This window comes from Lentzea aerocolonigenes, assembly GCF_000955955.1.
Lineage (GTDB): Bacteria > Actinomycetota > Actinomycetes > Mycobacteriales > Pseudonocardiaceae > Lentzea > Lentzea aerocolonigenes_A.
The window spans coordinates 12,160-33,217 of the sequence record NZ_JYJG01000061.1; the positions used below are offsets into that span (position 1 = coordinate 12,160).

Below are 21,058 nucleotides of genomic sequence, written 5' to 3' on the forward strand. Positions count from 1 at the left end.
CCTGCCGTCTTTTCTGGAGTGAGTCAAGTTAACGAACGATGCAATTCACTCGACCGGGTCATCGCCTCGTGGCGGCCACGGCGTCGGCCAACCGCCGCACGCCCTCGGCGAGCACGTGCTCAGGTGCTCCGCCGTAGGTCAAACGGAGAAAACAGCCCTGCGGTTCAGCGGCGAACCACGGCCTGCCGGGGAACACCACGACATCGCGGGCTGCCGCGGCCGCCGTCAGCTCCAGATCGTCCACGCCGTCCGGCAACTTCGCCCACAGGTGCAGGCCGCCCGACGACCGCGCGACCTCGAACTCCGGCAGGTGCTCGCGGACCTCGCGGGCCAGCGCGTCACGCCGGATCCTCAAGGACTGCTGCAGCGTGCGCAGGTGCCGGCGCCACACCGGCGACGTCACGAAGTCGATCGCCGCCTCCTGCAAGGGCCCGGCGACGTAGAGGTCCTGCCGCGACCGCGTGTTCTTCAGCCGGATGCCCGCCGGCCCGCGCGCCCCGATCACGGCGACGCGCAGCCCCGGCGCGGCCACCTTCGTCAGTGACCGCACGTAAACGACGTGCCCGTCGGCGTCCTGCGAGGCCAGCGTCGGCGGCGCGGTGCCGTCGATCGTGAAGCCGCGCGCCCAGTCGTCCTCGATGAGGAACGCGCCGGCCTTGCGGACGATCTCCATGACCTCGGGCCGTCGTTCCTCGGTGAGGACGGCGCCGTGCGGGTTCGCGTGCAGCGGCTGGCAGTAGAAGAGCTTCGCGTTGGTGCGCTCGAACGCGGCTTTCAGGAGATCGGGCCTGACCCCTTCCTGGTCCGCCGGCACTGGAACGACCTTGAGCCCGGCATCTCTGGCCGCCGCGATCGCACCGAGGTACGTCGGCGACTCGACGAGCACGGCGTCGCCTCTCTCGGCGAGCCCGCGGAACACCGTCGCGAGCGCCTCCTGCGCGCCCGCGCACACCGTCATGTCGCCTGCCCTGAGCTCGCCGCCCGCCTCCTTCGCGAACCAGGCGCGCAGCTCCTCCTTGCCCTCGACCGGCACCCGCCCCCACGACGCGGGCCTGCGCGCCGCTCTGGTGAGCGCGGCGCCGAGTGCGTCCGTCGGCTGCAGGTCGGGGTCGAGATAGCCGCTGGAGAGGGGGATGACCTCGGGCTTCGGCACCGCGACGAGGTTGGCCACGAGGTCCTCGCCCGGCCTGCCCTCGCCGAGCGCGACCGCCTGCCACGACAGGTCTTGGCTGCGTGTCGTGGTGCGCTGGGCGATGTAGCTGCCTCGGCCCGGCCGCACCTCGACGAGACCTTCCGCGGTGAGGTGCTGGATCGCCTGCTGCACCGTCGCGGGCGAGGCGCGGTGCTTCGTCATCAGGTCGCGCACCGACGGCATCCGATCGCCCGCGCGCCCGGCCTGTGCCGCTGCTCTCAGGTCCTCGATAACGCGGACGGCTGCGTTATCCTCATTCATGAGAGCCAAGAGTAACGTTATCGCGCCCGCAGGGGTAACACTCGGCGCTTTGGGTGTGCTGGGCTTCAGCTTCTCCCTGCCCGCAACCCGCCTGGCAGTGGCCGGACTCGACCCGTGGTTCGTCGCCTTCGGCCGCGCCCTGGTCGCCGGTCTGCTGGCCGTCGGGTACCTGGCGTTATCGCGCGCCCCGCTCCCGTCGGTAACGCAGATCCGCCGCCTGGTCGTCGTCGCGCTGGGCATCGTGGTCGGCTTCCCGCTCTTCACCTCTCTGGCGCTCACCACCCAAACCTCGGCCCACGGCGCCGTGGTGATCGCCGTGCTGCCGATGTCCACCGCGATCTGGGCGGTCCTGCGCGCCTCCGAACGCCCGCCTCGCGCCTTCTGGCTCTCCAGCGGCGCGGGTCTGCTGGCAGTGCTGGCGTTCGTGGCGAGCGGCGGTGGCTTCTCGGGTTCCCTGAGCCTGGCCGACGCCTACCTGCTGATCGCGGTCGTGTTGTGCGGCCTGGGTTACGCCGAGGGCGGCGCACTGTCCCGCGAACTCGGCGGCGCCCGCACGATCTGCTGGGCCCTGGTCGTCTCGCTGCCGGTGACGGTGCCGGTTTCGTGGTACACAGCGGACTTCTCGCGCGCTACAGGCGTCGTCTGGCTCAGTTTCGCTTACGTGGCACTGATCTCGATGTTCCTGGGCTTCTTCGCCTGGTACGCGGGCCTGGCCGCGGGCGGTGTCGCCAAGATCGGCCAAATCCAGCTGGCACAACCGGTTCTGACCCTGATCTGGTCAGCGCTGGTGCTGGGCGAACCAGTCGGCTGGCCGGCCCTCGCCACCGCCGCGGTCGTACTGGTCTGCGTCGTGCTGACCCAACGCAGCCGCGTCACACCGACGAAGGCCTTAGCGGATCAACCAGCTCGCTGATCCCGGCGCGGTCGAACGCCTCGATGAGCGCCCCCGACCCCTTCTCGATCTTCAACCGGATCTCGGCAGGATGCAGCGGGACTACGGCAAGCAGACTGATCTTGCCGTCGATCTCGCGCGCCTCCGCGGTTCGCACCTTGATCATCGGCGTGACGACCATGCCCGCGAACTCGGTGTTCGGCGCGTAAGGCACCGCCGGATCCCCGTTGGGCAGCAGGTGCCAAGGCCCGAGCCACGTTTCGTTCTCGCGCGGGAACGCCGCCAGGTACTTGAGCAGGTGCACGGGCCACGACTCGTCGGCCGTGAGGTCGTCGATCGGCCAGTCCGCCGGCAACGCCATCATCAACTCGACGAACGGGTTCGCCCCGTCCGGCGCGACCATGGGTTCGTCGCTCATGCCCTCGGTGACCAGCGTCCGGTGAGGACGCTCCTCGGTAGGCCCGGCCACCAGCACGTGCACCCCGGTCGACGGCATCGCGTGGAACACGAACTCGATCGGCCCGAAGTGCTGCTCGACGTGCCGCTCAACGGCGTCGTACCCCAGCTCACTCATGGCCGCAGAGCCTAGGGCTCCGGAATCAGCTCAGGGTCCGGAATTGTCAGACCTTCCTGCCATCCTCGGTTCATGCCGATCGAGGTGGCGAGCAAGCGCCGCAAGCAGACCCGCCAGGGCGCCGTGGTCATCGACGTGACCTCGCGCGGCCCTGATCCCTGGGTGCGCTTCAGCCCGTTCTACCCGCACGGCGGCATCCCGGTGCCGATGTCGCCAGGTGTTCTCAGCGCCTCGGTGGAAGGCGTGTGGCAGGCGTTGAAGGTCTTCGAGAGCTCCGATGTGGACGCGTCCAAGCTCGCGGTGACCTCCATGAAGGGCTTGAAGCGCACGGTCCGCCGCTTCGGTCCGGTGCGCGGTCACCGTGCGGGCCTGGACGGCGACCATCTCCTCGACTACCGCACGGCGCGCCACGAGATCTACTTGCCGACGTATCGCTGGGTCTTGGAGAACCGCCTGCAAGATCTCGTTTCGGAGTTGTGTCACTTAGCGGAGTCGGAGGCTGTCGTGCTGCTCGACTACACGACGAACGGCGACCCTGGCGACCTCAAGACCCCGCTGTCACATGCTGCTCTGATCGCCGCCCACTGCACGAACGGGTGATGTTCGTCCTGATCCACGCGTGACGCCCTCTAGTAGGTGTCACAAAAGCATGGTCATCTTTCTCCCGCAGGAATGCGGAACGCGGGGGCGGCCGGACCTGGACCACGGCCGGGCCGAGTTGGATCCCGGTCGTGCTGGATGTCGGCAGTGGATGTCGGCCGAGTTGGATCTCGGTCGTGCTGGATCTCGGCCGAGTTGGATCCCGGCCGAGTTGGATCCCGGCCGGACGGCCCTGGCCAAAGCCCAGGCCGGCGGGCGATCGGCGCCGGGTTGCCGCCGTGGGCGTTGCTCACGCCGGTGCTGTCGCCGGCGAGTGCGAGGAGTGATGTGTCGCCCGAGGCCGGGCCGGTCGTCACGGATTCGGAGCACCCGGCAACGCAGCGGTACCGCGTTGTCGTCGCGGTGGCACGGTTGATCAAACCGCGGCGTTGGGCGGACTTATACTGCTGCCCTTCGGCTTTGGGGGTCGGCAGTGGCGACATCGGAGAAGCAGCTCCGCAAGATCGTGGACGCGCTCGCCGAGGTGAAGCGGACGTCCGGCAGCTCGTACGACAGCCTGAAGGTGCGGGGCAAGGTGTTCGCGTACTTCTGGCCGCGCACGCAGACCGTCGGGCTGAAGCAGACGTTGTCCGAGCAGCTGGCGCTTGTCGCTGAGCGGCCGGACGTCTTCGAGGTGCAGTTCACCGCGGGTGGCTTCGGCTGGGTCGTGGTGTACCTGGAGGGAATCGAGGCCGACGAGCTCGCGGAGCTGGTGTTCGAGGCGTGGCGGTTGTCGGCGCCGGAGGATCTGGTGGCCCAGGTGCCGGACCTCGCGCGATGACCAGGGGTGAGTTCGAGTTGCTCCGGACGACCTGAAGCGTGCGACGGGGTTCGCGCGACGGCTTCGGGTTCTTGTGGGACGGCGGGGGCGGCGTGCTGCGCCTGTGGGAGTCCGGTCAGGGGTGACGCAGGTCCAGCCGCGAACCGTCGGCGAACGTCAGCCGCACGATCGGCTGCACGGGCAAGCTTGCGCCCACGTAAGGGGTTTCCAGTCGCACGGCGTTGCGCGGGAACTCCGCGAACGTCGTGAAGACGCTGGACGGCTTGGCCTCGAACAGATGCGTCGGATAAACCACGGCGACGCGCTGGTCGCTCACCGCCAGCCGCCCGTTGCCGCGGCTGAAGGCGAAGTGGTCGGCCAGCTGCACGGCCATTGAGGACGCACCGGGCGCTTCGACCCAGTAGCCGAGCGTCGGGTCGTCGGGCCAGTCCGGCGGTGACGGCGGTGCGGGGAGTGGCCACCGCAGCTTGTCGAGGGAGAGCGGAGGCATTGCGCCCACAGGACTCCACGGCACCTGCAGCGACCCGCCGACGACACCGCCCACGTAGCCGACGACCGGCGGCAGGCCTAGGACGAGGTTTTCGCCGCGCCGCAGCCAGTGCTTGGTCAGCTCCTTCTCGACGATCTTGTCCTGAGCGGGAGCAGGAGGGGGCACCAGGAACTCGAAGCCCGAACCATCGACCAGCACGACCCGCACGGACGGACCGAACTGGACGTCGGCGATCTGAGCGCGCGGAATCTCGGCGGTCACCTGGTAGTCCGGCACCGCGATCGGCTCGCCCTCCACGTGCTCGCCGAACTTGCGGCGGTTGTCCGTGAGGATCTTGCCGACGTCCTTGCCGAACCCGATCGCCTTGCCCAGGAACGACTTCGGCTCCGGTTCCGCAGGAGCCTCCACGGTGACCCGATGGGCGATCACCAGACGAGTAGACGTCAAGGCCCACAACCGGTTCTGCCGTCCGCCGGGCGAGAGTCCCGACACCGCCCGCACCGCGAGCGACGAACCGGAAGGCCCGAAGACCACATGATCGGCCTCAGGAGCCTTGTCGTCGCCCGAATCCCCGCCGCCGCCCACAAAGGTCAGCGCGAGATCGCCCGCTCCCCGGCCCACCGCCGACAGGCCTCGGGTGAGCACCGATTTGCTCGGTGCGCCGAGCTTGTCGAGGCCGTCGACGGCGTAGTAGAAGGTCTGCCGGTACATCGCCCACTGCAGGGTCTCGCCGGCCCGGCAGACGTGCTGCCGGGCGACGTGACCTGGGCCGAGTGGTGCCGAGAAGATCACTCGTACTCGAATCCTCGGTTCATGGCGTCAGCACGCTCGTCGTCGGACGACGGGTCCTGACCCTTGTTGTAGCCGTACTTGATGCCCTGCTCCACGGCGAGGCCGGGCGCGTTCTCCATGACACCGTTCTTGATCGCCGTCGGCACGTGGCCGGTGCCGCTCATTCCTGCCATGCGCAGGCCCGTCTCGGCGAGGTTCGTCGTCAGCGCGTGCTCACCGTCACCGCCCACGCCGAACCGCTCGGCGAAGCGGTTGCCCGTCTTCGACGCCATCGTCGCGGCCTCGGCGCCGTCGTCGATCTTGGTGTTGGCCTTGGTGAGGATCTTGGCCATCGGGTTGCCGTCGGCCTTGCGCATCAGCCACTTCTCGGCCTTGTTGCCGTTGCGCATGTCCTCGGCCTTCTCGACCAGCTTCTTCAACGGGCCCTTGCGCAGCTTGACCAGCAGCTCTTCCAGCTTCTTGATCAACGGCATGAGCTTGCCGAGCAGCTGCTTGACCTTCATGCCCAGGCGCGCCATCGTGCCGGTGACCTCGGCCGTGGTGGCGACACCGGCGGCGGCCATCGAGGCGCCGGCCGTGATCCACGAGGCGGCCAGCGCGGCCAGCCACTCGATGATCAGGCCCATCACGAGCTCTTGCAGGATGTCGATGCAGATCTCGACGAACGCGTCGAAGAGATCGGCGGCGAGATCCAGCATCTGCTGCAGGCCGCGGATCTCGTTCGAGAACGCCTCCGCGCCCATGCCGAACTCGTCCATCTGCTTGCGGAACTTGTCGCCCGCCTCGCCCGTCCACGGCTGTGACATCGCGGACGCGCGGGTCTTCTCGTGCTCGCCGGCCTGCTGCACCCAGTCCGCGACCTTGCCCCAGCCCGTGGCGGTGCTGCGCATCTGCTCCGGGTCGCCGATCGCGGGTTCGAGCACGAACTCGACGATCGGGCTGATCACGATGCCGATGAGGAAGCCGAGGCCGTTGTCGATGAACGACTTGCCGGGGCTCATCACGAGCTGCATCTGCTCCATGCGCGAGTTGACCGCCGCGATCGCCACGTCCGGCGGGCTGCTCGCTCGCGAGACGTCACCGCTGGTGCTCACCCACGAGCTGCCGTAGCCGGCGTTCTGCTCGAAGTTGCTCTTGCGCCCGGCGTCGCCCGCGCTGTTCAGATCGCCCAGCGTTCCAGGACCACCGCTGGAGCTGAGCTTCTGGAACCCCTGGTGGATCGCGTCCTCGACGTCGCGGTACGTCTGCGCCGTCGCCTCCGTGCGCTCGGCCACGCCCTCCAGGAAGCCCTTGGCCTTGTTGGCCATGTCCTGGCATTCCTGCAGGCCCTCGAAGTACTTGAACGCCATCAGTTCGCCGAGCGGGCCGAAGCAGTCGTCGCTCACCCGCGCCTGTTCGAGCAGTGTCGCCAACTGTCCGAAGTGGCCCGCGGCCTCCTTCGAACCGTTGCTGTGTGCCGTGAGGGCACCGCCCTGCACGTTGAATCCCGTCATGCCCCAGTCACCTCAGGATCGAGTTGCCGCCGAAGTCGTCATCGTCTGAGACCGGCCTGGGCCTCGGACGGTTCCCCGGTGCGGGGCGCGACACAGGCGGCGGCATGTGCCGCGGCGGTGGCGGTGGCACGTGCTGCTGCGGCGGCGGTGCGGAAAACTGCTGCTGCGGTGCGGAAAACTGCTGCTGGGGCGGGGCGTCCGGCATCATCACGCCGGCGTGCGCGTTGAACGCGTCCTTGAACTTCTCCGCCTGGTCGCCCAGCACCGGCACGACCGTCTCCTGCAGCATCTGCGCGGCCTGCTGCGTCGCCGCCCTGATCGTCGCCAGGATCTCCTGCTGCAGCTGCGTGTGGCTGTACTTCATCGCATTAGGACTGAGCTGCAATCCCAGCACCGCACCGGACGGCGCGACCGTGACGATCACCGAGCCGTCGCCGCTGCGAGCCTGTCCGCGCAGTTCCGAGATCTTGTCCTTGAGCTGGCCCGCTCTGGCGGCCTGCTCCTGGAACTCGCGGATCTTCTCTTCCAGCTGTGCCCTCCGGTCCGGCACCATCGACCCCTTCCCCAGTTCCGAGCAGGTCGAGGACAACGCTAGCAACCGGGTCCGACAGTCCTCTGACGTTCACCGGAAAAGGATGCGGGTGATCTCCGTGTCAGTCTGCCGACCGGCGTCGTAGCCGCCTTCGCCCCTGAGGTTGTTCATGATCGCCACGGTGTACCTGGCGTCCTGCCCGACGAAGCCGACGGAGTTCATCACCCAGCCGCCGTCTTCCTCTGACCAGCCGTTCTTGTTGCCGGAGTCGGGCCCGTAGACACCCCACTGCTGCTCGGGACCGACCTGCCGCATCTGCCCGACGATGTACTCGCGGTCCTCGGCCGGAACGGTGTCCAGCACGTAGTTGATCAATCGGTCGAGGTCGTTCGTCGTGCACTTCTGGAAACCCCAATAGGGAAAAGTCGACGAATATCCCTTTTGCGGTACCAATTCGGTCATTCCGTACTTCGGGAACGCCGCGTTGAACGTCGAGCCGGTGTACTTCTTCCACAGCGAGTCCGCGGCGTTGTCGTCCGAGCTGTGCAGCATCGCGGTCATCAAGCGGCGGTCGTCGGAGGTGAGCGTGATCTTGCCCGACCGGTTGCGCTCCAGCAGGTTCACCACCATCGCGAGCTTGATCGTCGAGGCCGTCCACGTCATGTCGCCCGCGTGGTCGTTGCGCCACGTCACGCCGGTCTTGCGGTCGCGCAGCACGATGCCGACGGTCCCCGGCCTGGTCTCGGCGTACGCCTTCGCGTCCACGATGCGCTTCTGGAACCCGCACTCGAAGCCGCTGTCGGGCAACGCGCACACCTCGGGTGTGACGACGGCTGCGGCGGGCGTGTGCGAAGTCGACGGGGACGTCGGTTGCGTGCTCGTGGGGGCGGAAGGAGCCGCCACCCCGGCTTGACCACACGCAGTGAGGGCAAGCGCGCACGCAACAAGGATCGGACGGAGCATGAGCCGCACGCTATAGGGGCCAATCGGCGGTAGTCGACCGCCATACGGACGCGGAGATCAAGTCCGGCGCAAGTTAAAGATGTTTGACACGGTGTCTGCTTCGTTTTACCTTGGCCGTGTCAGGTTTCTTTGACATCAGGGGTGGGCCGTGGCGGTTGAGGAGAAGCGGGCGTGGGCTTTGGCGGCGTCCGCGCTGGTCGGTTATGCCGTGTATGTCGTGCTTGTGCTGACGGGCAGACATGGGCGCCCGCTGGCTGAAACGCCGTACATCGGGGCGCTGCTGTGGACGATCGGGCTCGGGATCGTCTTCGGCGTCGTGACGGGGATCTGGTTCGGCATCGCCGCGCGCAACGACGGCCTGCAGGCCGACGAACGGGACCGCGAGATCGGCCGGTTCGGCGACCACGTCGGCCAGTCGTTCGTCGTGATCGGGGGCATCTCGGCGATGGCGCTGGCGATGTTCGAGGTGGCCCACTTCTGGATCGCGAACGTGCTCTACCTGTGCTTCGTGTTGTCCGCGTTGTTCGGCTCCATGGCCAAGATCGCGGCTTACCGACGGGGAATGCCGTGAAGCCCACGAAAGTCACGAACTCCATCCGCGCGCTGCGGTTCGCGAACGGCGAGATGAAGCAGGCCGATCTCGCGAAGGCCATCGGCGTGACGCGGCAGACGCTGATCGCCATCGAGCAGGGGAAGTACTCGCCCTCGCTCGAGGTCGCGTTCAAGATCGCACGCGTGTTCAAGGTGTCGCTCGAAGACGTTTTCCAGTACCCGGAGGAGGAAGAGCTGTGAAGGCTGTCGTGCAACGAAGATGGGGATCGGCGGTGCTCGGTGACCTGGACGTGCCTGTGCCTGGGCCAGGCGAGGTTCTGCTGGAGGTGCGGGCCGCGGGTGTCGACATGGGCACCTGGCACCTGCTGAGCGGGAAGCCGTACCTGGTGCGGTTCATCGGGTACGGCTTCCGCGGCCCGAAGTCACCGGTGCCGGGCATGGACGTCTCCGGTGTGGTGGCGGAGACAGGCCCCGGTGTCACCGGGTTCGCGCCCGGCGACGAGGTGTTCGGCACGTGCTCCGGGGCGTTCGCCGAGTACACCGTCGCGCCGGTCTCGCAACTGGCGCGCAAGCCGGCCGGGCTCTCGTTCGCGGAGGCGGCCGCCGTGCCGATCTCGGGTGGGACGGCACTCGAGGGGCTGCGTGAAGTGCAAGCGGGGCAACGGGTCGCGGTGCTCGGCGCCGGTGGTGGCGTCGGCTCGTACGGGGTGCAGGTCGCGAAAGCCCTCGGCGCGCACGTGACCGGCGTGTGCAGCACGCGGAAAGTGGAGCTGGTGCGGTCGCTGGGCGCGGACGAGGTCGTCGACTACACGGTCGCGGACTTCACCGGCACCTACGACCTCATCCTCGACTGCGGCGGGAACCGGTCGTTGTCCAGGCTCCGCAAGGCTTCCACGCCACGCGGAACCATCGTGCTCGTCGGCGCAGAGACCGGGGGAGCGATCACCGGCGGGTTCGAACGGGCGTTGCGCGCGGTCGCGTTGAACCCGTTCGTCTCGCAGAAGTTCGTGATGCTGATCTCGAAGGCACGCGCTGAGGTCTTCGACGAGCTGCGCGTGCTGATCGAGGCAGGTCAGCTCAAACCAGCCGTGGAAAGAACCTTCCCGCTGTCCGAGGCGCTCGACGCCGTCGAACACGTCTACTCGCGACGGTCCATCGGCAAGGTCGTCGTCACGATCTGACCGCCGATCACCACGGTGGTCACGGACCTCAACGCCGTGATGTCCCGCATGGGATCTCCTTGCACGGCAATGATGTCGGCGTCCCAGCCCGGCTTGAGCACACCCTTGGTGACGCCGAGCGCCTTCGCCGCCTGACTCGTCGCGGCGGCCAGCGCACCCGCGTTCGGCACGCCGCCCTTGACGAGATCGGCCACGGAGACCCCGATGATCCCGTGCGCCTTGCCCGCACTGATGCCGCCATCGGTGCCGGCCACGGTCTTCACGCCGTGGTCGAACATCCTGCCCGCCGTGTCGACCTTGCGGGCGTAGCTCATGCCCACCTTCGCCCAGAGCTCCTGCAGCTGCGGCGGTGGTGCCACGACGGTGCCCAGCGTGTGGCAGACGACGATGTCCGCCTCCGCGATCGCGTCCATCAGCTCGACCGGGACGTGAATTCCCTTGTCCGTCAAGCAGGTGCAGTGCTCGATGCCGTCCACGCCCGCGGCCACGGCGCGTTGGACGGAATCGAGGCTGTGGGCGTGGGCGGTCACCGGAAGGCCGTGGTGGTGGGCTTCTTCCACCACCACGCGCAGTTCCTGTTCGCTGAACTGGCATCCGCTCACCGCGGTGCCGGTGGTCGTGAACCCGCCACTGGCCATGACCTTCACGACGTCGACCCGGCGTTCGGCCCGCTCGCGCACGGCCTGGCGCAGCTCGTCCTCCCCGGTGGTCTCACCGCCCATCGACCAGCAGTGACCCTGGTTGCTGGTGATGGGCGGGCCGGAGCCCAGGACGCGTTGCCGGTGGCGATCCCGTTGGTCGATCACGGACCACTGGTGGTCGCCGAGGTCGCGAACCGTCGTGACGCCCGCCGCGAGCTGGCGTTCCAGCGCGGTCCTGATCACCGCGTCCAGCTCGTCGGACGTGTAGCCGGGGATGCGGTCGAGCGCACCCAACTCGCTGTCCCCGCCCAGGTGGACGTGGGTGTCGATCAGTCCCGGTAGGACGGTGGCGGTGCCGAGATCGACGACCTCGGCACCGGGAACGTCGGGACTGCCCTGCTCGACGGCCTTGATCGTGCCGTTCTCGGTGATGACCGTGACGGGGCCGGCGACGGAGTGCTCACCGTCGAACGCACGCCCTGCTCGCAGCGCCAGCATCGAGACATTCTGAGCGGCACGTGCGGGGAAATCAACGGGCGTGCGGCAGCGTGAACGAGTCGACCTGCGGCAGGTCGTGACCGAGCCGGTCGCGCTTCGCCGTCAGGTACGCGATGTTGTGCGGGTTGGGCGTCATCAGCGACGGCACCCGAGCCGTGACCGGGATGCCGTTCTCCTCCAGCGCCGCGATCTTGTCCGGGTTGTTGGACATCAGGCGCACCGACTGCACGCGGAGGTGGCGCAGCACGCGGGCGGCGGGCGTGTAGTCCCGGACGTCCACGGGAAGACCCAGCGACGTCGCGGAGTCCAGCGTGTCCAGGCCCTGGTCCTGCAGGACGTGGGTGCGGATCTTGTCCACCAGACCGATGCCCCGGCCCTCGTGGCCGCGCAGGTAGACCAGGATGCCGCTGCCTTCGCGCACGATGGTGTTCAGCGCGGCGTCCAGCTGTTCACCGCACTCGCAGCGCATGGCCGCGAAGATGTCACCGGTCATGCACTCGGAGTGGATGCGCACGAGGACGTTCTCGCGCAGCTTCGTCTTGCCGTAGACGAGAGCCATGTGCTCGTGACCGTCCGCCCGGAACGCGACTGCGCGGAAGGTGCCACGGCGGGTCACCAGGTCGGACTCCGCCACGTCGTCCTCGTTGAAGGTCTGTTCGAACATCTCGGGTCCCCTCGTCCACCTGGCGCCTCCCGAACGTTCAACTACGCTCGGATGCGAGGTCGCACCGTAACCCGACCGCACAGCGGAGGTCATCCTGTTCAGCATCACCGTCCGCGATCACGTGATGATCGCCCACAGTTTCCGCGGCGAGGTCTTCGGTCCGGCACAACGTCTCCATGGAGCAACGTTCCTGGTGGACGCGACGTTCAAACGTCTTGAGCTGGATTCGGACAACATCGTTGTCGACATCGGACTCGCCACACAGGAGCTGAACAAGGTCCTGGCGGCGTTCAACTACCGCAATCTGGACGAGGAACCGCAGTTCGCGGGCATCAACACGTCCACGGAGTGGCTCGCCAAGCACATCGCGGACCAGCTCGCGGAGAAGATTTCCGAGGGTGCTCTCGGTGAGGGCGCTCACGGCATCGATGCGATCGCCGTCACACTCCACGAGTCCCATGTGGCGTGGGCCGGCTACGAGCGTGCACTTCGTACTGCCGGCTGACGCCGACGACCCGGCCAGTCCCAGCGGCGGCAACGTCTACGACCTCAGGGTGATGGGAGACCTCACCCGTCTGAGCGTCGCTGGTGACTGGCCGTGCCCGGCCGATGTCACGGCGTTGGAGCAAACGCTTGCGGGCATTCCGGACGGCGAGGTCGTACTGCTCGACGGCCTGGTCGGCTGTGGTGTGCCCGAGGTCGTCGTGCCGCACGCGCGACGGCTGAAGCTGGCTGTGCTGGTGCACCTGCCGTTGGCTGACGAGACCGGCCTCGATCCCGCGACGGCCTCGATCTTGAACGAGAAGGAACGCCAGGTCCTGCGGGCTGCGAGCGCGGTCGTCGCGACCAGTCCGACGGCCGCGCGCAACATCAGGAGCAGGCACGGGCTGGACGCCGTGCACGTGGTGGTTCCCGGAACCGATGCGGCGCCGGAAGCTGCGGGAACCGACGGGGTCAGCGAGCTGCTGTGCGTTGCCTCGATCACACCCCGAAAAGGCCACGACCTGCTGATCAGGGTGTTGCAGAAGATCGACTACGAGTGGCGGCTCGTGTGCGCGGGGCCGATTCGGCCGTTCGCTGGGACATTGCCTGAGGACGATCGTGTCAGCTTCCCAGGATCGCTCACCGGCGAGGCTCTGACCAGGGCTTATGACGCCGCTGACCTGTTCGTGCTGGCATCGCGCAACGAGACCTACGGGATGGTCGTCACCGAGGCGCTCGCACGAGGTTTGCCGGTGATCGCGAGCGCGGTGCCGGACGCATTGGGGGACGGCGGGCTGCTCGTTCCGGCTGGTGACGAAAATGCATTGGAAGCTGCGCTAACGCGGTGGTTCCAAGATCAAGAATTCCGGGCTGGACTGCGGGCGCGAGCACGGGCGAGGCGTGCGGTTCTGTCCACTTGGGATGAATCCACAGAGGACCTGCGGAGGGTGCTGGCTAGTCTGCGGCCATGACCTTCGCCCCGGAATGGCTGGCACTGCGGGAAATCGCCGACGCTGAAGCACGCTCGACCGAGCTCGTGGATGTGGTCCGCGAAACACTGGTGAACCGAAACCGGCTGACGATCCGTGACCTGGGGTGTGGCACGGGATCGATGGGACGATGGCTCGCCGGGAGGCTCGGCGGCGTACAGCACTGGGTGCTGCACGACCGCGACCCCCGGCTGCTCGAGCTGGCGGAGGCCGGCATGAGCGCCTTCGAGAACGTCACCGTCGAGACGCGTGAGGGCGACCTCACCGAGCTCCGTGCCGCTGACCTCGCGGGCGCTGACCTGGTCACGTGCTCTGCGCTGCTCGACCTTCTCACTACCAACGAGATGAACGCTCTGGCGGTTGCATGCGTAGAAGCACATGTGCCCGCACTGTTCACGCTCTCGGTGGCAGGCCGGATCGAGTTCGACCCGGCCGAGCCGCTCGACGCCGCCTTCTCCGACGCGTTCAACGCTCACCAGCGCCGCGTCGTGGACGGGCGCAGGCTCCTCGGACCGGACGCTCCGGCCGCTGCTGAAGAGGCATTCGTGGCGGCGGGCGCTTCGGTTCGGACGGCTTCGAGCCCGTGGCGCATGAGTGCTGACGCGCTGCAGAGGGAGTGGCTCAAGGGTTGGGTGGGCGCGGCGGTCGAGCAGGAACCCGCATTGGCTGTGGAAGCTGACGACTACCTGCGTCGCAGGTCAGAGGCATCCGCAGTGGTCCACCACGTCGACCTGCTGGCGATACCGGGAGCTGTGTGACATGAAGCGTCTTTGGCCGTGGCTCCGTCTGTTGCTGGCGGTGGCGATCCTGGTGGCTGTGGGCATGCGCCTGGGCACCGGGGCGTTCGTGGACGGACTGCGCGCGATCGACGCGTTCTCCGTCACCGCCGCGCTGGCGATCGGGTTCGCGACGACGCTGCTCAGCGCGGGTCGCTGGGTGCTCGTCGCGCGCCGCCTCGGCCTGTCGCTGACCATGCGCGCCGCGGTCAGCGACTACTACCGCGCGTTGCTGGTCAACGCCGTCCTGCCCGCGGGCGTGCTCGGCGACGTGCACCGCGCGGTCAACCACGGGCGTGAGTCCGGCGACGTCGGACGTGGCGTGCGCGCCGTGTTCTTCGAGCGCTTCGCCGGGCAGATGGTGCTCATCGGGATCGGGCTCGCGGTGCTGCTCCTGCACCCGTCCCCGGGCCTCGATCTGCACCTGAGCGGCACCACCATCGGGCTTGTGCTGGCCGGTCTCGTGGCCGCTGCGGTGACCGGCTGGCACATCACGCCCGTCCGGAAAGTCCTGGTGAACACGCTGGCGGACGGTATCCGGCTGCTGTCGTTCAGGACCTGGCCCTCGGTGCTCGGGCTGTCGGCCGCCACGGTCGCCGGCTACGTGGCGATGTTCGTGGTCGCCGCCCGCGCCGCCGGGTCGGACGCCACGATCACGCAGCTCGCGCCGGTCGTGGTGCTGGCGTTGCTGATCATGGCGATCCCGGTCAACATCGGCGGGTTCGGGCCGCGCGAGGCGTTCCTCGCGGTCGCGTTCGGTGCGGCTGGACTGGGTGCGTCCCAGGGTTTCACCACGGGCATCGTCTACGGCGTGCTGGCGCTCATCGCCGCGCTGCCCGGTGCCATCCCGTTGCTGCTTTCACGCCGTGCCAAGACCGCCGAAAAGGTCGAGGTAGTGGCGGAAGGAGTCGACCAGACCCGCGAGCAGGAGCTCGCCCTTGCGCGCTGACGCGAGCGATGGCCGCCCGATGACGCCGGACTCCGTGTACGGCGCCAGCCCCAGGGTCAGCATGTGCCGCCGGTCCTCCGCCAGGTGGTCAGCGGTTTCGTAGCCGGGACGGATCAGATCGGGGTGGGCGTGCAGCAGGATCGAGGTCTCCAGCTCACCCGCGTGCATGTCGCTGAACGCCGAGGTCTCGATGCCGGCCTTCTCCCTGGCGTTCGCCCAGTCGTCCCTTCCGGGGAAGAGCGCGAGGTTTCGGCCCTCCTGCACGATGTTCGACAGCACGTAGTTGCCGCCGTGTCCGTTGACCAGGACGACGTGCTCGACGCCGTTGCGCCGCAAAGAGTCCGCGATGTCGTTGACGACTGAGATCAACGTGCTCGCGGAGATGCTGACGGTGCCCGGCCAGTCGGCGTGTTCCTGCGAGCACGAGAACTGGACGGGTGGCAGCAGACGGACTCCGTGTGCTTCCGAGATCTCTTTCGCGATCGTCCACGCGATCACCGAGTCCGTGGCCAGCGGCAGGTGCGGGCCGTGCTGCTCGGTGCTGCCGACCGGGAGCACGGCGATCCGCTGGTCGCGGACGTCGACCGTGGTGTCACTCGGGAACATGCGTCTGACCGTAGTCAATCCGGTGGCACAGCGCCGGAATCTCACCGTCGGCCAGCTTCGGCATCACGTCCGGGAGCTCCTCGAACGCGCTGTGGCCCGTGATGAGCGCGTCGAACCTGTCGTCGGCCAGCAGGTCGAGGGCGAGCGCCATGCGTTCGGCATAGCTGCGGTCCGGGCGGCCGACGACGCCGACCTGGCTGCTGCGGATCGTCAGCCTGCGCGAGTGGAAGAACTCGCCCAGCGGCACCGCGATCTTCCGGTCGCCGTACCAGCTGAGTTCGACCACTCGGCCTTCCGGGGCGAGCAGGTTGAGCGCGGTGGTGAGGCCGGGTTCCGTTGCACTGGCGTGGAAGACGAGGTCGCAGCCGTCGAGTGCGTTGTCCGGCAAGGCGAATCCGACGCCGAGCTGGTCGGCGACGGCCTGCCTGCCGGGATCCGCGTCCACGAGCTGGACGCGCGCGCCGGGGAAGGTGGCGATGACCGCCGCGATGCTGCTGCCGACCATGCCACCGCCGACCACCGCGATCCGGTCGCCGATCAGCGGATGCGCGTCCCACACGGCGTTGACGGCGGTCTCGACCGTGCCGGCGAGCACCGCTCGTTCGGCCGGAACGCCGTCCGGGACGACTGTGACCGAGGTTTCCGGGACCACGTAACGAGTCTGATGTGGATAGAGGCAGAACACAGTGCGGCCTTGGAGCTGCCCTGTTTCGACGACGCCGACGTTGAGGTACCCGTACTTCACCGGCCACGGGAAGTCACCCTCCTGGAACGGAGCGCGCATGGTGGCGTACTGGTTCTCGGGGACGCCACCGCGGAAGACCAGGGTCTCCGTGCCGCGGCTCACCCCGGAGTGCAGCGTGCGCACCTCGACCTCACCCGGTCCGGGCTCGGCCAGTGTGACCTGCCGAACCTCTCCTTTTCCGGATTCATTGAGCCAAAAGGCACTCGCCGTACGTGTCACTCACAACACCTCCGCCGCACGAAGTCCACTAGGGGCACCTGATGATCACACTTCAGCACACCAGGACATCTGCTGTCGTACGAGAGCCTGCCGCGTGGGCGGCCGCTCAGGTACTCCTGCTGGGTGTGGTCGGCGCCACGGCGGGCCTCGGGCCGCTGGGCTGGGCCGCCGGGCTCGCCTACGGGTTCGCCACCTGGGCGTTCCTCGGCTACGGCATGCAACGCCACCGCACGACGTCGCTCGGCCCTGCTGACCGCGTCACGCTGGCCCGCGGGCTGATGGTCGGCGCGGTGACGGCGTTGGTGGCCGATCGTGCTGGTCAGGACGTTCCGGTCGCGTTGGTCGTGACGCTGGCGGCGGTCGCGTTGTCACTCGACTGGGTGGACGGTCAGGTCGCTCGCCGCACCGGCACGTCGACTGCTCTGGGTGCGCGGTTCGACATGGAGGTCGACGCGTTCCTGATCCTGGTGCTCAGCGCGTACGTGGCCGTGCAGATGGGGCCGTGGGTGCTCGCGATCGGGCTCATGCGGTACGTGTTCGTGGCCGCGTCGTGGCGGTTGCGCTGGATGAACGCGCCGCTGCCGGCCAGCTACGCGCGCAAGGTCGTGGCCGCGGTGCAGGGCATCTTCCTGGTGGTGGCGGCCTCGGGGCTGCTGCCGTTCGCGGCCGTGCTGGTCGGTCTCGCGCTGGCATCGTTGGTGTGGTCGTTCGGTCGCGATGTGCTGTGGCTCTGGCGTCACGCCAGTGTTTCGGTGGGAGGATCCCGTCATGTCTGAACAGACCTCAACCGCGGCGAAGATCGGCAACGTCGTCGTCTGGATCCTGCAGATCCTGCTCGCCGTGACGTTCGTGAAGAACGGCTGGGCGTTGTTCGGCGACGACTTCGTCAAGAAGTTCGACGACATCGGCTTCGGCCAGTGGTTCCGCTACTTCACCGGAGCCCTGGAGATCCTGGCCGCGATCGGGCTCGTGATCCCGCGGATCTGCGGCATCGCGGCGCTGGGCCTGGCCGGGATCATGGGCGGGGCCGCGCTGACCGAGCTGTTCCTGGTGACCAACGGCGGCTTCGACGACGCCCTGATGCCGATCATCTTCATGGTGTGGGCGCTGGTGATCGCGATCTACCGCCGCGAGCAGATCCTCGGACTGCTCAAGCTCGTCAAGAAGTGACTTTCGGGAAGTAGCGGAGAACCGCGACGTCCCCGACTTTCGTGACTTCCTCCAGGTGGAATCGGCGTGCCGGTCCACCTGGGAATTCGGCGGGATTCACGAAACGCGGGGCCGTCGCCTGTCCGATCAGCATCGGTGCGACCGCGACTCTGATCTCGTCGGCGAGTCCCGCCTCGAGGAACGCCGTGTGAATGCTCGTGCCGCCTTCGACCATGAGTTTCCGGATGCCGCGCGCGCCCAGATCGTCCAGAATTTCTGAGAAATCGCTGAAGGTCTTGGTTTCAGCGAGGTGGTCCACGGTGGTTTCCTGGCTCTTGGTGTAGACCAGCCGTGCGCCGCCGCAGTGCCAAAACTGCAGCTCAGGGTCCAGTTGACCTTTCCTGGTCACGATGACCCGCAGTGGGAACTCCGGTTTGCCGTCCGCTATTCTCCGCGCACGCCGCTCGTCGCTGTAGACGAGCAGTCGCGCGTTGTCGCGGCGCAACGTCTCGGCCCCGGCCAGAATCGCGTCCGACTCCGCGCGCATCCGGTCGACGTGATCGAAGTCCTCGGCGTTGGAAAGCGGAAACCTCTCGGTGCCGCGGTCGTCGATGTGGCCGTCGAGGCTGACGGCCACGCTCAGCAGAACGTGCGGGCGGGTCACGAGGTCGATGGTAGTGCAGTTGAACCGCCTGCGGGTTGTGGCGCGTTTTACCTCATAGGTCAGGAAAGGGGATTCTCGGTGAAGATGTTGCTGCGACGGACGGTCACGCTGTTGGCGGGACTGTTCGTGTTGTTCGTGCTCATCGCACCGAGCGACCTGGACAAGTTCACTCCCGAGGCGTTCCTGCGGGTGCCGCTCGAAGGCCTCGTGGGTGTGCTCGTGCTGGTCCTGCTGCCGCCCCGCTTCCGCAAGCCCGCCGCGGTGGTGGCCGGCGTCGCGCTGGGGTTGTTCACGGTCGTCAAGATCATGGACATCGGGTTCGACATGGTGCTGTACCGGCCGTTCGACCTGGTGCTCGACTGGCCGCTGCTGGCGCCCGCCGTCGACTTCGTGGACGTGACGTTCGGCCGGTTCGCCTCCATGCTGGCCGTGGTGGCCGCTGTCGCACTGGTCGGCGTGATCGTGCTGCTGGCCTCGGTTTCGGTGCTGCGGCTCAGTTCTGTCGCTGCTTCGCGTCGACCGGTGGCGATCCGTGCGGTCGCTCTTGTCGCTGTTGCCTGTGTTTCGCTTGCCGTGCCTGGGATTCCGGTCTACTCGGACGCCGCTGCCACTTCGCTGGTGGATCACGCGCGGCGGGTTCAGGCCGGGTTGCACGACCAGGAGGTGTTCGCCGCCGAGGCCTCCGTCGACGCGTACCGCGGGCATCCCGGGCTGCTGTCCTCGTTGCAGGGCAAGGACGTCGTCATCTCGTTCGTGGAGAGCTACGGCAAGTCGGCGCTCGATCTGCCCGAGGTCTCCGCGAAGCTGGCGGACGGCAATTCGCGACTGAAGGCGGCGGGATACACGGCTCGCTCGGCGTTCCTGACCTCGCCGACTGCCGGTGGTGGCAGCTGGATGGCGCAGGCGACGCTGCTTTCGGGACTGTGGATCGACAACCAGCAGCGCTACCGCAACCTGGTGGCTTCGGACCGCTTGACGCTGCCGAGGGCGTTCCGCGAGGCGTCGTGGCGTTCGGTGGGCGTGGTTCCCGGCATCACCCAGGCGTGGCCGGAAGTCGACTTCTTCCACTACGACAAGGTTTACTCGGCACAGGACCTGGGTTACACGGGTCCGCGGTTCGGCTACGCGACGACACCGGACCAGTTCACCTTGGAGTCGTTCCAACGCAACGAGCGCTCGAAGGCCGCCGGTCCGCTGATGGCCGCGATCCCGATGGTGTCCTCGCACGCGCCGTGGTCGCCGACGCCGGACTCCGTTTCCTGGGACAAGCTCGGCGACGGCTCGATCTACCGCACGATGCCCGCCTCCGACGACCCGCCGGAGTCGATCTTCGGCCGCGACCCCGCCGCCGTCCGCGCCGACTACGGGCACTCGATCTCGTACTCGCTGGAGTCCGTCGTCTCCTACCTGGAGCGGTACGGCGACGAGAACCTGGTCTTCGTGTTCCTCGGCGACCACCAGCCGGCGCAGATGGTGACCGGCGAAGGAGCGTCGCGGGACGTGCCGATCACCATCGTCGCCAAGGACCCGGCCGTGCTGTCGAAGATCGAGGCCTGGAAGTGGGACGACGGCATCAGGCCGGGAGGGACGGCTCCGGTGTCGAAGATGAGCGACTTCCGGGACCAGTTCCTCTCGACCTTCTCGCCGCCGAAGGTCTAACCCATGGTCTTCTGACCGTCGATCGACTCGCGGATGATGTCGGCGTGACCCGCGTGCTGCGAGGTCTCGGCCACGATGTGCACGAACACCCGCCGCGCCGACCACGTCTTGCCCTCGGGGAACCACGGGGCGGCCGGCAGCGGGTGCGCGAGGTCCAGGTCGACCGTCTCGACCAGCTTGTCGGTGTAGGCCGCGACCTCGTTGTACTTGGCGATGATGCTCTCGAGCGTCTCGCCGGGCTCCATCCGGAAGTTCGCGGCGTGCTCCTCGTAGTCGGTCTCCTCGGCGGACTTCATGGCGCTGGTGCCGTGCTCGACGAACCTGACCCAGCTCTCCTCGACCGAAGCGACGTGCTTGATCAGGCCGCCGATGCACAACGCGCTGGCCGTGGGGCTGGACGCCGCCTGCTCGTCGGTGAGCCCCTGCGCGGTGAACGTCAGGAACCAGCGGTGCTGCCGGAGGGTCTCGAGGAGGTCCGCGCGCTCGCCGGTGAGGGTCTCGGTGGTGGTCATCGTTTGTCCTTAGCTCGTTTGTCCGACATGAAGGACTCTAGGACCGCTTGAGGCCAGCTTGTGTCCTAAACGAACGGTCGTTCTGACCAGTTTCGGATCGGTGGATGGGCCGTTTGCCGCTGGCCTGGGGTGCCCGGTCCTCTGTTCGGTCGAACGTTCGGG

The 21,058-nt window shown here is 67.8% G+C and carries 25 protein-coding genes; 13 read left to right on the forward strand and 12 right to left on the reverse strand.

What is annotated here, in order from left to right; genetic code table 11:
- Positions 1-58 precede the first annotated feature (58 nt).
- Positions 59-1,453 (reverse strand): PLP-dependent aminotransferase family protein, encoded by a 1,395-nt coding sequence (locus UK23_RS11030; RefSeq protein WP_045311343.1) that lies wholly within the window; start codon positions 1,451-1,453, stop codon positions 59-61.
- On the opposite strand from UK23_RS11030, the gene UK23_RS11035 reads away from it, so the two are divergent.
- Entirely contained in the window at positions 1,452-2,366 is a 915-nt protein-coding gene (locus UK23_RS11035; RefSeq protein ID WP_082114569.1) for a DMT family transporter, read from the forward strand. The two genes, UK23_RS11030 and UK23_RS11035, sit on opposite strands and share 2 nt — an antisense overlap.
- Here the strand turns inward: UK23_RS11035 and UK23_RS11040 are convergent.
- A complete protein-coding gene (locus tag UK23_RS11040) occupies positions 2,326-2,919 on the reverse strand; it encodes a suppressor of fused domain protein (protein ID WP_045311344.1) in 594 nt (197 codons plus the stop codon). The genes UK23_RS11035 and UK23_RS11040 overlap by 41 nt on opposite strands.
- Before the next feature lie 72 nt (positions 2,920-2,991).
- Between UK23_RS11040 and UK23_RS11045 the strand changes: the two genes are divergently transcribed.
- Both UK23_RS11045 and UK23_RS11050 read left to right on the forward strand, forming a co-directional pair.
- A complete protein-coding gene (locus UK23_RS11045) occupies positions 2,992-3,519 on the forward strand; it encodes a DUF6939 family protein (RefSeq protein WP_045311345.1) in 528 nt (175 codons plus the stop codon).
- 472 nt (positions 3,520-3,991) lie between these two features.
- Entirely contained in the window at positions 3,992-4,339 is a 348-nt protein-coding gene (locus UK23_RS11050) for an MmcQ/YjbR family DNA-binding protein (RefSeq protein ID WP_045311346.1), read from the forward strand.
- 115 nt (positions 4,340-4,454) lie between these two features.
- Here UK23_RS11050 and UK23_RS50135 read toward each other — a convergent pair whose 3' ends face one another.
- The 4 genes from UK23_RS50135 to UK23_RS11075 all read right to left on the reverse strand — a co-directional run bounded on the left by UK23_RS50135 (position 4,455) and on the right by UK23_RS11075 (position 8,462).
- Complete coding sequence (locus UK23_RS50135) at positions 4,455-5,621, reverse strand: hypothetical protein (protein ID WP_052684560.1); 1,167 nt, start codon at positions 5,619-5,621, stop codon at positions 4,455-4,457.
- A complete protein-coding gene (locus UK23_RS11065; RefSeq protein WP_045311347.1) occupies positions 5,618-7,114 on the reverse strand; it encodes a WXG100 family type VII secretion target in 1,497 nt (498 codons plus the stop codon). Before UK23_RS11065 ends, UK23_RS50135 begins: the two co-directional genes overlap by 4 nt.
- A gap of 7 nt (positions 7,115-7,121) precedes the next feature.
- The gene (locus tag UK23_RS11070) at positions 7,122-7,667 is read right to left on the reverse strand and encodes a YbaB/EbfC family nucleoid-associated protein (protein ID WP_330770086.1); all 546 of its coding nucleotides are present in this window, start codon (positions 7,665-7,667) and stop codon (positions 7,122-7,124) included.
- Between the two features lie 69 nt (positions 7,668-7,736).
- Positions 7,737-8,462, reverse strand: coding sequence for a tat pathway signal sequence (locus UK23_RS11075; RefSeq protein ID WP_045311376.1), 726 nt, complete (start codon positions 8,460-8,462; stop codon positions 7,737-7,739).
- Between the two features lie 295 nt (positions 8,463-8,757).
- On the opposite strand from UK23_RS11075, the gene UK23_RS11080 reads away from it, so the two are divergent.
- From UK23_RS11080 to UK23_RS11090, 3 genes are read left to right on the forward strand one after another with little or no spacing between them, the layout of a single operon-like run.
- Positions 8,758-9,180, forward strand: coding sequence for a hypothetical protein (locus tag UK23_RS11080; RefSeq protein ID WP_045311348.1), 423 nt, complete (start codon positions 8,758-8,760; stop codon positions 9,178-9,180).
- Positions 9,177-9,401 carry a helix-turn-helix transcriptional regulator gene (locus tag UK23_RS11085; RefSeq protein ID WP_419503875.1) on the forward strand — a complete coding sequence of 75 codons (225 nt, stop codon included), beginning with the start codon at positions 9,177-9,179 and terminating at the stop codon, positions 9,399-9,401. Before UK23_RS11080 ends, UK23_RS11085 begins: the two co-directional genes overlap by 4 nt.
- On the forward strand, positions 9,398-10,342 hold the full coding sequence (locus UK23_RS11090) for an NAD(P)-dependent alcohol dehydrogenase (protein WP_045311349.1): 945 nt from the start codon (positions 9,398-9,400) through the stop codon (positions 10,340-10,342). The genes UK23_RS11085 and UK23_RS11090 overlap by 4 nt, the downstream gene beginning before the upstream one ends.
- Here UK23_RS11090 and UK23_RS11095 read toward each other — a convergent pair.
- Positions 10,300-11,481, reverse strand: coding sequence for an amidohydrolase family protein (locus tag UK23_RS11095; protein WP_045311350.1), 1,182 nt, complete (start codon positions 11,479-11,481; stop codon positions 10,300-10,302). The genes UK23_RS11090 and UK23_RS11095 overlap by 43 nt on opposite strands.
- A 31-nt stretch (positions 11,482-11,512) precedes the next feature.
- On the reverse strand, positions 11,513-12,145 hold the full coding sequence (gene ribA, locus UK23_RS11100; protein WP_045311351.1) for a GTP cyclohydrolase II: 633 nt from the start codon (positions 12,143-12,145) through the stop codon (positions 11,513-11,515).
- Between the two features lie 94 nt (positions 12,146-12,239).
- Between ribA and UK23_RS11105 the strand changes: the two genes are divergently transcribed.
- The 4 genes from UK23_RS11105 to UK23_RS11120 are packed head-to-tail and all read left to right on the forward strand — an operon-like array spanning position 12,240 to position 15,342.
- The gene (locus UK23_RS11105; protein ID WP_045311352.1) at positions 12,240-12,650 is read left to right on the forward strand and encodes a 6-pyruvoyl trahydropterin synthase family protein; all 411 of its coding nucleotides are present in this window, start codon (positions 12,240-12,242) and stop codon (positions 12,648-12,650) included.
- The gene (locus UK23_RS11110; protein ID WP_196777697.1) at positions 12,604-13,599 is read left to right on the forward strand and encodes a glycosyltransferase family 4 protein; all 996 of its coding nucleotides are present in this window, start codon (positions 12,604-12,606) and stop codon (positions 13,597-13,599) included. The genes UK23_RS11105 and UK23_RS11110 overlap by 47 nt, the downstream gene beginning before the upstream one ends.
- A complete protein-coding gene (locus UK23_RS11115; protein ID WP_045311354.1) occupies positions 13,596-14,375 on the forward strand; it encodes a class I SAM-dependent methyltransferase in 780 nt (259 codons plus the stop codon). The genes UK23_RS11110 and UK23_RS11115 overlap by 4 nt, the downstream gene beginning before the upstream one ends.
- Before the next feature lies 1 nt (position 14,376).
- A complete protein-coding gene (locus UK23_RS11120; RefSeq protein WP_045311355.1) occupies positions 14,377-15,342 on the forward strand; it encodes a lysylphosphatidylglycerol synthase transmembrane domain-containing protein in 966 nt (321 codons plus the stop codon).
- Here the strand turns inward: UK23_RS11120 and UK23_RS11125 are convergent.
- On the reverse strand, positions 15,253-15,948 hold the full coding sequence (locus UK23_RS11125) for a creatininase family protein (protein ID WP_045311356.1): 696 nt from the start codon (positions 15,946-15,948) through the stop codon (positions 15,253-15,255). The genes UK23_RS11120 and UK23_RS11125 overlap by 90 nt on opposite strands.
- Positions 15,935-16,912 carry a zinc-dependent alcohol dehydrogenase gene (locus UK23_RS11130; protein WP_045311357.1) on the reverse strand — a complete coding sequence of 326 codons (978 nt, stop codon included), beginning with the start codon at positions 16,910-16,912 and terminating at the stop codon, positions 15,935-15,937. Before UK23_RS11130 ends, UK23_RS11125 begins: the two co-directional genes overlap by 14 nt.
- Before the next feature lie 41 nt (positions 16,913-16,953).
- Between UK23_RS11130 and UK23_RS11135 the strand changes: the two genes are divergently transcribed.
- The gene (locus UK23_RS11135) at positions 16,954-17,688 is read left to right on the forward strand and encodes a CDP-alcohol phosphatidyltransferase family protein (RefSeq protein WP_196777698.1); all 735 of its coding nucleotides are present in this window, start codon (positions 16,954-16,956) and stop codon (positions 17,686-17,688) included.
- Positions 17,681-18,082, forward strand: coding sequence for a DoxX family protein (locus UK23_RS11140; protein ID WP_045311358.1), 402 nt, complete (start codon positions 17,681-17,683; stop codon positions 18,080-18,082). Before UK23_RS11135 ends, UK23_RS11140 begins: the two co-directional genes overlap by 8 nt.
- On the opposite strand, the gene UK23_RS11145 is transcribed toward UK23_RS11140, so the two are convergent.
- Positions 18,072-18,698: a dihydrofolate reductase family protein gene (locus tag UK23_RS11145; protein ID WP_231114459.1), complete on the reverse strand. Its 627-nt coding sequence runs from the start codon at positions 18,696-18,698 to the stop codon at positions 18,072-18,074. The genes UK23_RS11140 and UK23_RS11145 overlap by 11 nt on opposite strands.
- A 111-nt stretch (positions 18,699-18,809) precedes the next feature.
- Here UK23_RS11145 and UK23_RS11150 point away from each other — a divergent pair, with 111 nt between their 5' ends.
- On the forward strand, positions 18,810-20,384 hold the full coding sequence (locus UK23_RS11150) for a sulfatase (RefSeq protein WP_045311379.1): 1,575 nt from the start codon (positions 18,810-18,812) through the stop codon (positions 20,382-20,384).
- Here the strand turns inward: UK23_RS11150 and UK23_RS11155 are convergent.
- On the reverse strand, positions 20,381-20,896 hold the full coding sequence (locus UK23_RS11155; protein WP_045311360.1) for a DinB family protein: 516 nt from the start codon (positions 20,894-20,896) through the stop codon (positions 20,381-20,383). The genes UK23_RS11150 and UK23_RS11155 overlap by 4 nt on opposite strands.
- Positions 20,897-21,058 lie beyond the last annotated feature (162 nt).

What these genes read in the sequence shown, in the direction of transcription:
- ribA (WP_045311351.1), bottom strand. Translation starts at nt 12,145, where the DNA reads ATGTTCGAACAGACCTTCAACGAGGACGACGTGGCGGAGTCCGACCTG.
- UK23_RS11155 (WP_045311360.1), bottom strand. Translation starts at nt 20,896, where the DNA reads ATGACCACCACCGAGACCCTCACCGGCGAGCGCGCGGACCTCCTCGAG.
- UK23_RS11030 (WP_045311343.1), bottom strand. Translation starts at nt 1,453, where the DNA reads ATGAATGAGGATAACGCAGCCGTCCGCGTTATCGAGGACCTGAGAGCA.
- UK23_RS11140 (WP_045311358.1), top strand. Translation starts at nt 17,681, where the DNA reads ATGTCTGAACAGACCTCAACCGCGGCGAAGATCGGCAACGTCGTCGTC.
- UK23_RS11125 (WP_045311356.1), bottom strand. Translation starts at nt 15,948, where the DNA reads ATGTTCCCGAGTGACACCACGGTCGACGTCCGCGACCAGCGGATCGCC.
- UK23_RS11095 (WP_045311350.1), bottom strand. Translation starts at nt 11,481, where the DNA reads ATGCTGGCGCTGCGAGCAGGGCGTGCGTTCGACGGTGAGCACTCCGTC.
- UK23_RS11040 (WP_045311344.1), bottom strand. Translation starts at nt 2,919, where the DNA reads ATGAGTGAGCTGGGGTACGACGCCGTTGAGCGGCACGTCGAGCAGCAC.
- UK23_RS11065 (WP_045311347.1), bottom strand. Translation starts at nt 7,114, where the DNA reads ATGACGGGATTCAACGTGCAGGGCGGTGCCCTCACGGCACACAGCAAC.
- UK23_RS11115 (WP_045311354.1), top strand. Translation starts at nt 13,596, where the DNA reads ATGACCTTCGCCCCGGAATGGCTGGCACTGCGGGAAATCGCCGACGCT.
- UK23_RS11045 (WP_045311345.1), top strand. Translation starts at nt 2,992, where the DNA reads ATGCCGATCGAGGTGGCGAGCAAGCGCCGCAAGCAGACCCGCCAGGGC.
- UK23_RS11035 (WP_082114569.1), top strand. Translation starts at nt 1,452, where the DNA reads ATGAGAGCCAAGAGTAACGTTATCGCGCCCGCAGGGGTAACACTCGGC.
- UK23_RS11150 (WP_045311379.1), top strand. Translation starts at nt 18,810, where the DNA reads ATGTTGCTGCGACGGACGGTCACGCTGTTGGCGGGACTGTTCGTGTTG.
- UK23_RS11120 (WP_045311355.1), top strand. Translation starts at nt 14,377, where the DNA reads ATGAAGCGTCTTTGGCCGTGGCTCCGTCTGTTGCTGGCGGTGGCGATC.
- UK23_RS11110 (WP_196777697.1), top strand. Translation starts at nt 12,604, where the DNA reads ATGTGGCGTGGGCCGGCTACGAGCGTGCACTTCGTACTGCCGGCTGAC.
- UK23_RS11070 (WP_330770086.1), bottom strand. Translation starts at nt 7,667, where the DNA reads ATGGTGCCGGACCGGAGGGCACAGCTGGAAGAGAAGATCCGCGAGTTC.
- UK23_RS11135 (WP_196777698.1), top strand. Translation starts at nt 16,954, where the DNA reads ATGATCACACTTCAGCACACCAGGACATCTGCTGTCGTACGAGAGCCT.